14 protein-coding genes are annotated in these 15394 nt (G+C 38.2%); 4 read left to right on the top strand and 10 right to left on the bottom strand.

What is annotated here, in order from left to right; all coding sequences use genetic code 11:
* Positions 1-93 precede the first annotated feature (93 nt).
* Complete coding sequence (locus I4641_RS10395) at positions 94-2205, bottom strand: CARDB domain-containing protein (RefSeq protein WP_229640450.1); 2112 nt, start codon at positions 2203-2205, stop codon at positions 94-96.
* Between the two features lie 516 nt (positions 2206-2721).
* On the opposite strand from I4641_RS10395, the gene I4641_RS10390 reads away from it, so the two are divergent.
* A complete protein-coding gene (locus tag I4641_RS10390; protein ID WP_229640449.1) occupies positions 2722-3591 on the top strand; it encodes a shikimate dehydrogenase in 870 nt (289 codons plus the stop codon).
* Here the strand turns inward: I4641_RS10390 and I4641_RS10385 are convergent.
* From I4641_RS10385 to I4641_RS10370, 4 genes are all read right to left on the bottom strand, one after another.
* Positions 3588-4571, bottom strand: a complete 984-nt coding sequence (locus I4641_RS10385) for an alpha/beta hydrolase (protein WP_229640448.1) — start codon at positions 4569-4571, stop codon at positions 3588-3590. The genes I4641_RS10390 and I4641_RS10385 overlap by 4 nt on opposite strands.
* Complete coding sequence (locus I4641_RS10380) at positions 4561-4773, bottom strand: hypothetical protein (RefSeq protein WP_229640447.1); 213 nt, start codon at positions 4771-4773, stop codon at positions 4561-4563. The genes I4641_RS10385 and I4641_RS10380 overlap by 11 nt, the downstream gene beginning before the upstream one ends.
* A 107-nt stretch (positions 4774-4880) precedes the next feature.
* Positions 4881-5177 carry a DUF3288 family protein gene (locus I4641_RS10375; RefSeq protein ID WP_229640446.1) on the bottom strand — a complete coding sequence of 99 codons (297 nt, stop codon included), beginning with the start codon at positions 5175-5177 and terminating at the stop codon, positions 4881-4883.
* A gap of 135 nt (positions 5178-5312) precedes the next feature.
* On the bottom strand, positions 5313-5600 hold the full coding sequence (locus I4641_RS10370; RefSeq protein ID WP_229640445.1) for a hypothetical protein: 288 nt from the start codon (positions 5598-5600) through the stop codon (positions 5313-5315).
* A 154-nt stretch (positions 5601-5754) separates the two neighbouring features.
* On the opposite strand from I4641_RS10370, the gene I4641_RS10365 reads away from it, so the two are divergent.
* From I4641_RS10365 to I4641_RS10355, 3 genes are all read left to right on the top strand, one after another.
* A complete protein-coding gene (locus I4641_RS10365; RefSeq protein WP_229640444.1) occupies positions 5755-7428 on the top strand; it encodes a ShlB/FhaC/HecB family hemolysin secretion/activation protein in 1674 nt (557 codons plus the stop codon).
* Positions 7429-7534: 106 nt separating this feature from the next.
* Entirely contained in the window at positions 7535-8818 is a 1284-nt protein-coding gene (gene hisS / locus I4641_RS10360; RefSeq protein WP_229640443.1) for a histidine--tRNA ligase, read from the top strand.
* Positions 8819-8854: 36 nt separating this feature from the next.
* Complete coding sequence (locus I4641_RS10355; RefSeq protein ID WP_229640442.1) at positions 8855-9622, top strand: HAD family hydrolase; 768 nt, start codon at positions 8855-8857, stop codon at positions 9620-9622.
* On the opposite strand, the gene cobD is transcribed toward I4641_RS10355, so the two are convergent.
* From cobD to I4641_RS10330, 5 genes are all read right to left on the bottom strand, one after another.
* The gene (cobD, locus tag I4641_RS10350; RefSeq protein WP_229640441.1) at positions 9623-10684 is read right to left on the bottom strand and encodes a threonine-phosphate decarboxylase CobD; all 1062 of its coding nucleotides are present in this window, start codon (positions 10682-10684) and stop codon (positions 9623-9625) included.
* A 22-nt stretch (positions 10685-10706) separates the two neighbouring features.
* Positions 10707-10988, bottom strand: coding sequence for a non-specific DNA-binding protein Hbs (gene hbs / locus I4641_RS10345; protein ID WP_229640440.1), 282 nt, complete (start codon positions 10986-10988; stop codon positions 10707-10709).
* 295 nt (positions 10989-11283) lie between these two features.
* A complete protein-coding gene (locus I4641_RS10340; RefSeq protein ID WP_229640439.1) occupies positions 11284-13764 on the bottom strand; it encodes a secretin GspD/PilQ domain-containing protein in 2481 nt (826 codons plus the stop codon).
* An 81-nt stretch (positions 13765-13845) separates the two neighbouring features.
* On the bottom strand, positions 13846-14628 hold the full coding sequence (locus tag I4641_RS10335; RefSeq protein ID WP_229640438.1) for a type II and III secretion system protein: 783 nt from the start codon (positions 14626-14628) through the stop codon (positions 13846-13848).
* On the bottom strand, positions 14625-15377 hold the full coding sequence (locus I4641_RS10330; RefSeq protein WP_229640437.1) for a PilN domain-containing protein: 753 nt from the start codon (positions 15375-15377) through the stop codon (positions 14625-14627). The genes I4641_RS10335 and I4641_RS10330 overlap by 4 nt, the downstream gene beginning before the upstream one ends.
* Positions 15378-15394 lie beyond the last annotated feature (17 nt).

The following is a 15394-nucleotide window of genomic DNA, read 5'->3' as shown; positions in this document are numbered from 1 at the left end:
GACTCAGATTATTACCCAAGTCCAATTAATTAAAGATGTTTTTTAGCTAGATATGCGATCGCCTTAATGATTTATCATAATTTTGTAGATGTCTTAAACATCCATTGCAGGTACATTAATCATAACTTTTTCATAGTCAATACCTAGACCCACCAGACTGTTATTTGTTTCGTCTAGTTCGGCAATGTCACCATAAACATCAGCAGCGGCACCAATATAGTATTCTCCACTTCCAGTAGCAAAACCAGGCCAATCTTCTGGCATAATTAGTTCTGTCTTGACTATATTAGTCTTAGTCCCAGCATCGAGACTAATTAGGGATTCACTATCATTACCAGGCAAGAAGTATACCTGGGGAGAATCTTCTACAGCTAAAGTGTCATGGTTCATTAAATAGTCTTCATTAAAGATAAAGAATCCTACATCAAAGAACTCAGCACTTTCTGTACCATTATTGACTACTCTATAACTTACTTCAAAAGAATCTCCAGTAGTAATAGATTCTTCTGTGACATCGAATTTTCTGATTCTTAAGTCAGCAATTTCTTCTAGTCCAGTAACATTGGTCGAACTATAATCTAAATTATTTCCTACGTTACTGTTGTTTTCTTCATTGCTTTCGACAACATCATTAGCAGGATCGATAATCATCCCTGCATAATATGTACCGTCGTTTTCACCCCAAAAATCATCAGCAAGTTCGGGAGCAGTATAACGGATACTTTTGAGTCCAGTGTCACTCCTACCTGCTAAACCATCGGGAACTTCATATTTACCAAGATAAAAATCTTCTGTAGTAATATTGCTGTCTTGAGATAAATAAAGGTCAAAAGAAAAAGCATCTACTTCAGCTAAACCTTCATTGGCGACAGTAAAACCTAGATCGAACTCTTGTCCTGGGACAATTTGGTCTTGAACAATTTCAAATTTAGTACCAACTAAGTCTACTGTGTCATCTTTGGGAGCTTCTATCGTGACTTGTTGATAGTCAATTCCTTCTCCTTGCAAGCTGTTGTTGGCATCATTGCTTTCCACAACATCATCAAAAGGATCAGCTTCCAAGCCTAAATAGTAGTTTCCTTCACCAGAATAACCACTCCAAGTTTTGGGAAGGATTATTTCAGTAGTCATGATGCCAGTACTGCTCTCAGGTTCGAGACTAATTAAAGAAGAATCGTCGTCGCCTTGAAGGAAAAATACTTCAGGCACATCTTCAACACTAAGACTGTCATGATTGGCTAAATAGTCTTCGCCAAAAAGATAAAAGCCTGCTGCAAAGAAGTCAGCTGATTTTTCACCTTCATTGACAATTTCATATTCAACTGTGACAGATTCTCCAGCTTTAGCATTCTCTGGTACTTTAAAGTTTTTAACAACCAAATCGGCTGCGCTATCTAGTCCAGTAACATTGAAGCTAGTATAGTCTAGTCCTTCTCCCAGACGACTATTATTTCCTTCTCTAGTTTCTTCTACCTCATCTTTGGAATCAATATCAAAGGCTATATAGTATTTGCCATCTCCCTTTTTCCAAACAGGATCGCCAAAGTCAGGAGTGGGATAGCGGTAACTCTTACTGATTTCACCATTACCACCAATACTTTCTCTGATATCGTAAGTTCCTAACTTAACAGCTCCTTTTACTCCCGTACCTATACCAGGAGAAAGATAAACATCGATGGAGAATGGATTTGCTCTCTGGGGACTATCATTAGCAATAGTAAAGCTAAGATCTACTTTTTGTCCTGGGGTAATTTGTTGATTGGCAACATCAATAAAACTACCTTGTAAATCAGCAATACCAAAATCTAGTACTTGAATTTGGTCGTAATCGACACCTGCTCCCTGATTACTGTTATTGTCTTTATCGGTTTCAAAAAATTGGTTGTGAGGATCGAGTCTGATACCTACTGTATAGGTTTCATTCCCTGCTTTCCAAAATGAATCGTCTTCATCAGGAGTGAAATAACGATAGGTTTTTATTTCAGAATCTGCTCCTGCTTCTAAACCTGTTTTGATTTCGTAAGTACCGAGTCGGAAATCGTCGCTGCTAATTTCGCCATCTCTAGAAATAACAATATCAAAAGAAAATGGGGCAGCATATTCATCTCCATTATTAGAAACAGAGAAGTCTAGATTTAAAGGCTGTCCTCGATCTATTAAGCTTTGAGCAATATTGAAAGATTTACCCGTTAGATCTATAGGCATAAGTTTAGTATTTAAAATACTCCACGCAACTGTATCTATTTCATGGTATTGACTATTTAATAGTATGGAAACTAGTATTTATTCTATTATTTATATATTTTCTAGATAAAGATTATCTCAATAAATAAGTGGTTATGCGGTTTTAAAAGAAGCAATTAGAGATCTATTTTGTTGAAAAATATTAATCAACAGTATTAAAAGCTACGAAAAAACAACTAAGAGCTAAAATCTATCTTTTTTTATCTTGAATATCACTTAATCGTAATTACTGCTAATTAGATTTAATTCAGTATTTTTATTGAACCTAAAACAGACACAACTAATTGCGTAAAATCTACATAGGTTTTGATTAGTTTATTTAAAAAATAAGTAAAAATGACTATAGTATTTCCTTTGAATAAAAAAATGACTGAATTAATATTCCTAATTAAGCTATTTTATTTATCGAACAACAGTCATTGATGATAACTTAGTAATTAGTAAAAGTAGAATAGTTAAGCAAAATAATCAAACTCAATGCAGTTAATCACAGGAAAAACTAAGTTACTGGGAATTATTGGTGATCCAGTGGAACACTCTTTATCTCCAGTAATGCACAATGCAGCAATTGCCAATCTGGGTTTAGATTATGTTTATATCCCTTTTCCTGTTAAGCAAGGAGATTTAGCTAGAGCGATCGCAGGCTTTAGTGCTGTCGATCTGCTCGGTTTTAGCATTACTATCCCTCACAAACAAGACATCATTCCTTTGTTAACCGAAGTTTCCGATGATGCAGTAAAAATTGGCGCAGTGAATACTGTATGGCGTACTGAAACTGGGTGGAAAGGAAAGAATACTGATGTCGCAGGATTTGTTGCACCCCTTAAAACTATCCCGCGAGACTGGAGTGGGGTAAATCCTGTAGTATTGGGTAATGGTGGTGCAGCTAGGGCGGTAATTGTTGGTTTGATTAATCTAGGATGTCCTGAAGTTCATGTTGTCGGGCGCAACCCAGACAAGCTAGCCAGATTTTATCAAAGTTGGCAACACGCTCCTTCTATTGCTGCTCAAATTAAAATCCATAATTGGGATAACCTCTCCAGTTTACTTCCCGCTACAGATTTATTGGTTAACTCAACCCCTGTGGGAATGTCTCCCAAAATTGATGCTTCTCCGATCGATGCTAGTCTGATGGGGAAACTTAAAAAAAATGCGATCGCCTACGATCTGATTTATACTCCCAACCCGACTCAATTTCTGAAGCTTGCTAAGGATCGAGGTGCGATCGCGATCGACGGATTGGAAATGTTGGTTCAACAGGGAGTCGAAGCCTTGGAAATTTGGCTAGATCGTCCTATTCCTGTGGAAATTATGCGCAATTCCCTCAAGGAGTATTTGGGGATTTAATCTTTCATCGAGAGAGAATCAACCGAAGGCTCGACGAAGTTTTGAATTGCTCGTAAATAAGAGTATTTTCCTGGTTTATACAGACGAAAATGCCCCGCATCGGGAATATAAAAGAGAGTTTTGGGTTCGGGCGCGGCAAAATATAATTGTCGGCTCATTTTGTAGTCAACAATAGTATCGTTAGTGCCGTGAAGAAAAAGCACGGGAATAGAAAGCGATCGCACTTTCTCAAGAGAGTCGAAACGCTGATTTAGAATTAAGCTCAAGGGAAAAATTCTCAAACTAGGGCGAAATTGCTTGATTTGTTCGATCATGTTGGTAAAAGAGCTTTGAACGATCAATCCTGCTGCGTTTTTCTGCTTGACTGCTAAATCGATCGCGATCGCGCCTCCCAAAGATTCGCCATAGATAATAATATCCTGGGGGAAAATTTGCTGGCGATCGACTAAATATTGCCAAGCTGCCTGACTGTCTTCGTACAGCCGAGATTCATTAGTTAATCTCCCCTCGCTTAAGCCATAGCCTCGATAATCTATCGCTAAGACAGAAAACCCTAGCTGTTGAAATCCTTTAATTCTGGCTAAACTATTATAGTAAGTTTTACTCCCTCCTCTACCACACAAATAAAGAATAGTTTTAGGCGTGGTTAAAATGTTAACTGGTTCATTAGAGAGAGCAATGATCGGCTGTTCGTTTCTAGGGGCATCAAACCACCAACTATGAATACGTGCCTTAGATTTAGGTACGTCAATCCAGACATTCTGATAATTTAGCTGAAAATTGCGATCGCTCGGATAAGATGCCGAAATATGCTGATTGGCTTTATAGATAATATAATCTTGTCGGAAATAGAGAAATAGACAGGTTAATATGTATGCGATGAGCAGAATAATTCCCAAACGAGCAGCTAATTTGTAGAAATGGCGATAGCTTGTACGCTTGACGAAATATCCATCGTAGTAAAGTTGATTACGATCCAAAAACCTCATTTTCTCTTCCCTTCCACCATTCACCTAGTTTGAGTAAATCTGACTGAATATCTTCTAATTCCCTAAGATATTCCTGAGGAGATATAAGAGCTTTTCGTTCTTGTAGTTTGGCTAGTCGTAACTGCACCAATAACCAAGGCTTCGATATTCCATCCGTCGCTTCGATATACTGAGCCAATTCTTTGCTATTCATTTTTCATCGTATCTTTTAAAGCATTTCTCTATATTCTTTTAAGATACAGTATCTGCTCAATAAAAGCTTATCGGAATTAAATTGAAGGCAGAAAGAGTGAAGCGACGTTAAGTCCAATCTTGTTGTTCTCCTGTAGCAGTACGGCGATAGACTAATCCTTGGGCGTGAATCAAGCGAGTTTTATCATATAACTGTTCTTCATTTAGCTCCCAGCTATCCAAAACCACTTTAAGATCCCTTTGAATATCTCGCGCCCCAGGAAAATCTCGATAGCGAATAATTAAACGGGCTAATTCCGCCAAATCGCGATCGCTGGGATCTAGTTTTACTTTTAATAAACTATCTACTGTGGCTCGATCTTTTCGATTCTGGGGATGCTTTTGATCGACATTTTCGTTGGTCATTCAATTGATTGATTTTACAATAATCGATCGCTTAGGTGATTTCTGGCGAAGAATATACCAGCTAGATTGATTAGCAATTATAGCAAAGTATATTTCTAGATTTATGACTTGGTAAAATCATTCCTGAAAATCACCTTATTTTTGATGCTTGCTACTCATCAATAAAGGCAAAGGTTGGCGAGTAGATCCAGGGGGTAGAAGATATTTAACAGGTTCGGTGGCGATCTCGTTTGTTTTTTTGCTTCCTTGTCGCCAGCGCATAATTATACCCAGCAAAGCTACGATTAAACCAATAGACAACAAACCACCTCGACCCCCAAGTCCGCCAATTAAAGCATCCGTTACTCCTAAAATGAGGATAAAGCCAGAAACTGGTTCTTTGCGGTAAACTGCTCTGAAAAATCTTGCGAATAAAGGATTCACTATTTTACGCTTATATTAATGAAACTAAGATTTACAATCTTATAATTAGATAAGTTATCTCATAAGTTAGCATATTTGTCAGATCGTTATAATCTTTCTTTAGTCGAGTTCTCCATAAAATGATCTAAAAACTAGGGACAAAAATCATGCAAGTATGCAATATAGAGTATTCAATCAGAAACTAGGTAAAGTTTTAGCTACCGTCAACTCCCTCGATACGGTGTTGGTTTGCCTACTGTGTTATTTCTTTTTTACTAGTCGTAAAGCGGTTGCAGATCCCCCACCATTACCGCCCAAATTTATCCCTCAGACAAGTTTGTCTCCTGAAGATATTCCAGACACGATCGCGATCAGTAGGTTTGAAATTATCGGCAATAGGGTTATTCCTCAACCAGAATTAGATCGAGTCCTGAATCCTTATTTATTCCGTCCTATTTCCTTTACCGAATTGCTTGAAGTTCAACAGGCTATCACTCAACTATATGTTGATCGCGGTTATTTTACTTCTGGTGCGTTTATTCCTCCTCAAACAATTAACCATCGCACTATCAGAGTACAAATCATCGAAGGAACAATTGGCGAAATAAAAGTCTTGGGTTTAGAAAAACTACCTCCAGAATATATTCGCAGTCGTATTGCGATCGCTTCCCAAGCCCCCCTAAATCAAAATAAATTACTCGAAGCCTTACAAAAACTGCAACTCAATCCTTTAATTGAACACATTTCCGCCGAACTTTCTCAAGGAATTAAGCCAGGAGAAAGTTTTCTCAAGCTAAAAATAAAAGAAGCAGACAGTTTCGATCTAACCTTCAATACAGATAACGATCTAACCACTAGTATTGGTTCGATTAGAGGTAGAGTATCTATCGATGAAAGAAATTTATTAGGTTTTGGGGATTCATTTAGAGTTGGTTATGCTCGAAGCGAAGGAAGTGAATCTCTAGAAAGAATCGAATATATTGCACCTCTAGGGGCGAGAGGGACTTCGGTTAGACTTTCTCATAGTCGCAGCGATAACAAAATTATCATCGATCCCTTCCCCGTATTAGATTTAGAGAGCAAAAATCGCGGTTACGGAATAACCCTAATTCAAGATGCGATCGATCGACCGACTCAAAACTTACTTTTTGCTTTTGGTTTCACCCATCAAAATAGCAAATTTTCTTTGATGAATCTTGGTTTTCCCGACCTTGCTAGAGGCTTGGACGACCGAGGAAGGAGTATCACTTCTACTCTACACTTAATTCAAGAATATAACTCCCGCAGTAAAGATCGCGTATTTTCCCTTGCATCTCAAATTGCGATCGGAATCGATGCTTTAGATTCGACTATTAACAACGATGACTTACCCGATAGTAAGTATCTAATTTGGCGCGGACAAACAAGATATATCAAAGCATTATCAGCCAAAACTAATCTCAGCTTGGGAGGAACAATTCAATTTGCTGATCGCCCTTTATTCTCTAACGAACAGTTTATTGCAGGTGGAGTCCAAAGCGTTCGAGGCTATAGCCGAGATATTATTAGAGGAGATAATGGGTTTTCTTTTTCTGCGGAGTTAGGCAATACCGTAGTGCAAGTACCAAAATGGGATCTTCGTGTAGAAGTAATTCCTTTTTTTGATTTTGCTCGAATTTGGAATTCTGACGATTTTCCCATACAGACGAATACTTTAGCATCTGTAGGAATTGCTACTCAAATATCCATAGACGACCATTTCAACTTTAGTGTCGGCATAGGAATTCCCCTAATTGATGATAAATTACCAGAAAAAAAATCTTTACAAGATAACGGCATTTATTTTTCCTTGAGTGTAAAACCTTTTTGATTACTGATAAACGATACATTAGTTGTAGGCTATTTTTTGTTTAGTTATCGATACACCGATATCAAGACAAATGATAAATGACAAACGACCCATGACAAATGATTAAATGATTCAAGCATTAAGAGGAACGAGAGATATTCTGCCAGAGGAAATAGGTTACTGGCAGTTAATTGAAGATACCGTTAGAGAAATACTAGGTCGTGCCGTATATCAAGAGATTCGCGCCCCAATTTTCGAGCAAACCGCATTATTTGAGCGTGGTATTGGCGAAGCTACCGATGTGGTGGGTAAAGAAATGTACACTTTTAATAGCAAAGGTGGCAACAAATCAATTACTCTTCGTCCAGAAGGTACAGCAGGAGTAGTTCGGGCTTATATTGAAAACAAACTTCACGCTCAAGGTGGAGTACAGCGTCTTTGGTACACTGGGCCAATGTTTCGCTACGAACGTCCTCAAGCTGGTCGTCAGAGACAGTTTCATCAAGTAGGTTTGGAGTTGCTAGGTTGCGCTGCGCCTCGTGGGGATGCTGAAGTTATTGCTTTGGCAATTGATATCTTGCAAGCTTTGGGATTAAAAGATCTGAAATTAGATATTAATTCTGTTGGTAATCAAGAAGATCGTACTAAATATCGCCAAGTATTGGTCGATTATTTAGAACCTTATAAAAACGATCTGGATGAAGATTCTAAAGATCGTTTGACTCGCAGCCCTTTAAGAATTTTGGACAGTAAAGATACCAAAACTCAAGAAATCGCCCAAAACGCCCCCAAAATTATCGATAGTTTGAGTCCAGAATCCAAAAAACACTTTGATATCGTATTGCAGTTGTTGACCGACCTAAATATTGAATATCAAATCAATCACTGTCTTGTTAGGGGGCTAGATTACTATACCCACACAGCCTTTGAAATCAAATCTAATGACTTGGGCGCGCAAGCAACAGTATGCGGTGGCGGACGCTATGATGGTCTGGTGAAGGAATTAGGTGGTCCTGAAACCCAAGCAGTGGGCTGGGCAATTGGTATGGAAAGACTAGTCATCTTGCTACAAAAATTATCCTCCAACCCGATTAATACTCCCGATCTTTATCTCGTGTCTCGTGGAGAAGCAGCCGAAGCCCAAAGTTTATTACTCGCCCAACAATTACGTCAAACTGGATTGGCTGTAGAACTCGATTTAAGCGGTAGTGCCTTCGGCAAACAGTTCAAAAGAGGGAATCGCAGTGGGGCAGTTGCTTGCTTAGTTTTAGGCGATGCTGAAGCAGAAAATAATACTGTTAATTTAAAATGGCTAGCTTCAGGAGAACAACAAGCGATCGCTCAAAAAGATTTATTAGCAATGACAGAGGAATTGAAAACTAAAATAATCAAATTGAAAGGCTTTGATTAAGTAGCAAGTAGCAAATCTCCAACTTTTTTTTATCCTATGCAACCTAACATTCTGGCTTTGGACTTCGATGGCGTAATCTGCGATGGCTTGATTGAGTATTTCGCTAGTACTAAACGTGCTTACCAACAAATTTGGTCGTCAGAAATCGATGACAGCCTCGCACCTAATTTTTACCCCTTGCGCCCTGTAATTGAGACTGGCTGGGAAATGCCGATTTTGTTACGGGCGTTAGTATTAGGAATTAAAGAAGCTGAAATTTTAGATGACTGGAAAAGTGTTTCTCTAGAGATATTAGAGTCTGAGGGTTTAGAGAAACAAAATGTAGTACAGCAGCTAGATGGCGTTAGAGATAGCTGGATTAGAAATGACTTAGATGAATGGTTAGGTTTACATCGTTTTTATCCTGGCATTATCGAACGTCTGCAACAAATAATTAATTCTGATGTGGAGTTATATATTGTTACCACTAAAGAAGGACGTTTTGTTAAGCAATTACTGGCACAACAAGGGATAAATTTGGCTGTTTCTCAAATAATTGGTAAAGAAAGTAAGCGTCCCAAATATGAAACCTTGAGGATTATTCGCGATCGCCATAAAATAGCTTCAGATCCCAGTATTTTTTTTGTCGAAGATCGCATCAAAGCCCTACAACAAGTAGCCCAACAATCCGATCTAGATTTTATTAATTTATTTCTCGCAGATTGGGGTTATAACCTAGAAAGCGATCGCCATCTTGCCAATCAAGATTCTCGAATAAAACTATTGTCTCTCGATCAATTTTCTCAACAATTTGATAACTGGTAGTTAATCTGAACTAAGTACGGCAGATATTGCTTGTATTAAGCGATCGTTTTCTGCTGGTAATCTTACTGCAATACGAAAATAGCGATCGCCTAATTCGGGAAAACTCATACAGTCTCGAATGACAATTTGATGTTGGGTTAATAATTTTTCCTGTAATTGCGTGGCAGAAGTTTCCGTCTTCACCAGAAGATAATTTGTTGCGCCTTTTAGGGGTTTTAACCCTGGAATAGCCCGTAGTTGATCGTACAGTCGCGATCGCGCCGACTCCAACCAATTCCAAGTTCGTTGTTGAAATTCTTCGTCTTGAATAGCTGCAATGGTTGCTGCTTCGGCTAAAACATTAACCGACCAAGGATCGCGCCAACCATACCATCTTTGCAATCTATCTGGGTGGGCGATCGCATAACCAATGCGCAATCCAGCCATACTATAAAACTTAGTTAAAGAGCGTAAAATCACCAAATTAGGATACTGTTCCACCATCGGAATCAAGCTTTGCTCTTGAGAAGGCGTTAAAAAGTCCATAAAGGCTTCATCAATCACCACTAAGTCAAATTCATCTAAATAGGGTAATATCGCCTCTCTCGTCCATAATTTCCCCGTGGGGTTGTGGGGATTATTCAGGAGTAATCCAGAATTCGGATGGGGAGACTGAGGGACTGGGAGACTGGGAACTATTAAATTTAAGGGACAATCGATTATTTGAGCCTCAAAAGTATTTAATGCCCTGGTATAGTCGCTGAAAGCTGGAGTAATTAAATAGGTAAAATTTTGTTGCGCTAATTCTCTTCCCGCCCAAGTTAACAATTCTGCCGAACCATTGCCAGGCAAAATAAATGCGGGATCGATTTGGTGGTGTCGGGCAAGGTGCGATCGCAATTGAGAATAACTGGGATCGGGATATGCTTGTAAATTGCTAGTATTTTTAATTATGGCAGCGATCGCGCTTTGAGGCATACCCAGAGGGTTGATGCTGGCAGAAAAATCCATTAAAGCAGAAACTGGACAACCAGCAATTGTGGCTGCCCAATTCAAATTTCCACCGTGTTGTGGTCTTTTCAAGCTCTCTTAAATGACTCGAAAACTATTTTTTAGGTGCTACTTTTTCTTTAAATAGTTTACCTGCGGAGAATGCAGGTACTTTAGTAGCGGGAATAGACATTTTTTCTCCAGTTTTAGGATTGCGTCCTTCTCTTTCCTTGCGATCGCGACGTTCAAAAGAACCAAAACCAACCAAAGTTACTTTATCTCCTTCGGATACAGCTTCCATGATGGTTTCGATAGCTGCGGATAATACAGCATCAGCTTGTTTTTTAGTTACAGTCGCTTTTTGAGAAATGCGATCGACTAGTTCACCTTTATTCATTGACATGGTCTCCTTCTTGTATTTTTTTGTGGCTTGTGTGTATTTTGTTTTCGATCAATTAGAACGAAGAATTGAAAAATGATTTAACCAGCCTAATTTATAGCATCTGAGTTCTAAAAACCCACAATATTTTTATAGACTATAGTTTTTCTTCAACAGTCACAATAATTTGTGACTGCCTTATTCTAAGCTCTACATGGCAAATATGGATCGTTGAAAGCGTTAATTTATATAGATTTCAACAATTTTTTCGATTTCGACTGTCAAAATAAAGCCACAAAACAAGATAAATTGACTAGTTGCCAAGTAGACCAACCCCTTCTCTATGAAGGATTTCACGGCTTTCTTTGCTAGGAGAAAAGTTGCTGGCAACTCCCGCATCCTGTTCAACTACTTCAGGAGTTAACAAAACTATTACTTCAGCCCTTTCAGTACCTTTGTCTGTACTTCTGAACAACGAACCCAACAAAGGAAGATCTCCCAAAATAGGAACTTTGGAAGTAATTGTACGTTCTTGATCTTGAATAATTCCCGATAAAATTAGAGTCTGACCATCTCGCAAACGTACTAAACCAGAATTAAGCTCTCTTTCCGTTAATAAACTTATAGGATTAGTAACACCAGTAGAGCTTTCAAAATCTATTACCGTTCCAACTGCTGTAACTCTTGGGCTTACAGACATCGAAACAAATCCATTATCATCAACTCTTTCTACATTGACAGTTAAAACTACACCAGCATCATCAAATACTGGTTCATTAGTTCTAATTCCAGTTTCCTGATCGACGCTAGTTTTGATACTGGCAATGATTCTTTGAGTCAGCTTGACACTGGCTTGTTGTCCTTCTTGCACCATTAAAGTGGGATCGGTGAGAATTTTAGCATTACCATTAGTGACACGAGCTTCTAACTGAGCCAAAAATTTATCAGGGTATTGAAAAAGTCCAGGCAAGCTTGATGTGGCAGTACCATCTGTTCCTGCCGTAAAGGTACTTTCTCCATCTTGTGTTTCAATAACATCAAACGTAGCTCTAGTAAAATCAGTTAAGCCAGCGGAGAATGGATTGCTACTAATACCAGCATTTCGATTGAAAAATCTTCCTGTTCCTTGCCCTTGGATAACAGCACCATTATCAACCAAACCAGGAGTAGTACCAGGAATACCAAAAGTACTATTCAAATCGATGAATGTATTTGCACCAGCAAATGGATTATTAATCACAGGTGGACTAGACACTCTGCCTTCAGGACTATTGAATTCACCTGTTGTAGGGGGAGCAGAATCACCAAATCTCAAAGCAGCCGAACCATTGTCATTGACAAAGAAACTATCATTAATACCGAAGGAAAAACTACTATTAAAGAAATCTTCGTTGATTAAGTTAACATCTAGTACTTTGACATTGACTGCAACCTGACGACGGCGAGCATCCAACTGAGTTAGCATAGCTGTTGCCACTTCCACTTTACGAGGTTCACCTACCAAAGTAATTGCATTTAGTCTAGAATCAGTAGCAACTTGTAATCCTCTCAATAGTAGAGCGTCAGTACCAGTTTCATCATCGCTACCACCATCAAGATCGCTTAATTCTGGGCTGGTTTCGTTTCTTTGAGTAACTTTGCCAGTTTCTGCATCGATAATTTCCTCAACTTCGTTGGTTAGTCTTTTGCCTTTCGCCCCTTGACTGGCTAAATATAACGCTGCATTTTCTGCTGCTACTTGATTCAAACGAACAGTACGGCTAATTAGGTTGCGTGCTTGTGAGGGTAGTTTTTCTCCAACATAGATCAAATTTCCTCTTCGGTTGGCATTTAAACCAGAAACCAGAAGAACGGAATTAAATACCTCTTGTACGGGTTGATTTTCTAAATCTAGAGAAATAGTAGGTCCTGTTTCTTCATTATTTTTACTATCTTTTTGTTCGTCAGTAGCAAATACGATATTTAAGTTAGCAGAACGGGCTAAGAGAGATAATACTTCCCTAACTGGCGCATCTCGCAGAACCAGACGGGGAACTAAAGCTCTGGAGCTTAAATCTACCATATCAGGCATCGTGCTGATGTTGGAAACAGCCATATCTCCTACAGGAGGTGCAACAGCTCGTGGTAGGGTAGCTTCAGAACCAGAATCTTGGGCTTGAAATATTTTTTCCTTGATATCGTCAACTCGATTATCGTTAATGACGATTTCTGGATTAGGAATTAAAACATCAGAATTGCTTGAATTATTTTTACTAGAAACGATCTCCGATTTTTCGTTATCTTTGGTTTTTTTCTGATTTAGGGCGGATTTGTAAGTCTGCTTGATATTGGTCACTGCTCGATCGCTAAGTTCTTTAACTTCTCGTTGAAAAGTTTGAGCTTTAGTAACGCGGTTTAGACTAAGGATTAAGCGATCGCCTTTTTCTTCCAACAAATGCTCTATGGGCGTATCTGATTCGGTAGAAATTAAAATTTGAGTATGTTCTTGGTCAACCTGATTAATTTCTACTGCTTTAATTCCAGGCAGAGGATTTACTTGCTTGAAAGAATCGCCTTCTGGTAATTTTAGATTAGTGTTCAGTAAATTAGCTTCGATCATATTACCTTTGCGGAGAGTAAAGAAAGAAGCTTTCCCATTAGATTTTTTATCTGAGGATAATTTTAACTCTAGTTGATTGTTATTTTTCTCTAGCTCAATATCTGTAATATTTCGTTCTGCTGCTATTGATGGAGCAGCTGTTAACATAACCGTTAGTGCGGTTAAAAATCCAAGGCGATCGCAATAGTTTTTCACTGTTTAATCCTCAACCTATATTGTTAGTAAATATATTCTTAGTAGAACTAATATTAGTTAGTAAAATAAGATTCTTTGTGGCTATTTTTCTCGATTTTTGCGTCTACTTTTACGTTTAGAACTTTCTTCCATTTCAGCTTGTTCGTCAGCTTTTTTGGCTCTTTCTAGTTCGGCTTCACTAGAAGGTAAAATAGCATCTAGCTTGATTTGGGTTTTTAGTTCTGCTTGCTTTTTAGGAAGAATTTCAGTGTTGTTGCTAGCAAAAATAGCAGTTGGTTGTTCGTCTACTGTCGAACTAATACTTTGGATCATTAGCAATGGTTGCAAGCGTTCCAAATCTTGCAATATTTGCTTGGTTTCAGTAAAAGTACCTTCAATTGTCAAAGAAATTCCTTTGCGTTTTAGTTTTCCTTGTACCTCAGAACCCAAAGAAGCATCATCAATAGTACTTGCATTACTATCAGGTTGATATTGAATTAAATTTGCTTGATTGACAGCAATGAAACTATCTACATCTATCAGCAAAGTATCTAAATCTTGTTCGCTGGTAAACATAGATAAAACGCGAGATTTTAAGACCTGTTGGGCAGCTAAATCCGATTGTAATTGAGCCAATTTTAGCTGCAAATCTCCTGTTTTTATTTTATTTAGCTGACCTTGCAGTTCTTCTTTTTTAATTGATGCCTGGGAGTATTTTTCTTGGGCAGGTTTAACATAATTAATAAATCCATATCCCGCCAAAGCAATGCCTGCTACTGCTATGGCAAGACCCAAAATGGTGGGAGTGAATGTAATTCCAAATGCAGAAGGATAATCTCCTTCTAAACTCTGTTCTTCCGTTGCAAAATCATCAGCAAAGGTCATTTTAAAATTGCTCCTTTCTGTTCTAATATTTTGAGTCTAGTTACCAAACCAGTTGAACCTTTTTTGTTAATTTCTTCAATTAGTTTAGAAGTAGGTACATTTTTCAGTTGAGTAGAAATTTTATATTTAATTCCTTGGGGAACTTCAAAAGAAGCATTCTCTGGTAGAATGTCTTCGTTTTCTATTTCTACTTGGAAATCAGCAGTACCAGCAGTATTCAACTGAATTTTTTTGGCATCAAAGAAAGGCGATCTCTGAAGGAACAAAATAAAATCATTAACATCAGAATAAGAACGAGCCGTACCTGATAAATTGATTCCTGTGGCACTTCCCGAACCGCTTTGCTCAATTGAGTCTACCTGGACTCCAGGAGGAGTGCGATCGCTTACTTCTTGCATAATAGCTGCCCAGGGTTTAATTTTTTCAAATACCCCAATTAATGCAGATGTTTCTTGCTCTATTTTTTGAATTTCTTCGTTGGCAGCTTCAATTTTTTTGTTTTGATTGCCTAAGTCGGCAATTTCACTTTCAATTCTTTTTATATCTTCTTCTACACCAGTAGTTTTAGCATTAACTCCTTGTAGATGAACAAAAGTACTTATTGATGCTATCAACGCTACTAGTACACCCACAGCAATGGGTATCTTGTCTACAATACTAGGCTCTTTCTTCTGGACAAAACTATCACTAACTTCGGTTGATTGTGCTAGTCCTCTATCCCTAAGAAAATTAATATCTAAGTTATACATAAAGTCATACCAATTTT

Origin of the sequence: Waterburya agarophytonicola KI4 (assembly GCF_020640915.1) — a bacterium.
GTDB lineage: Bacteria > Cyanobacteriota > Cyanobacteriia > Cyanobacteriales > Xenococcaceae > Waterburya > Waterburya agarophytonicola.
The sequence above is the reverse complement of the archived record's forward strand: the minus strand, read 5'-3'. Positions and strand labels throughout refer to the sequence as shown.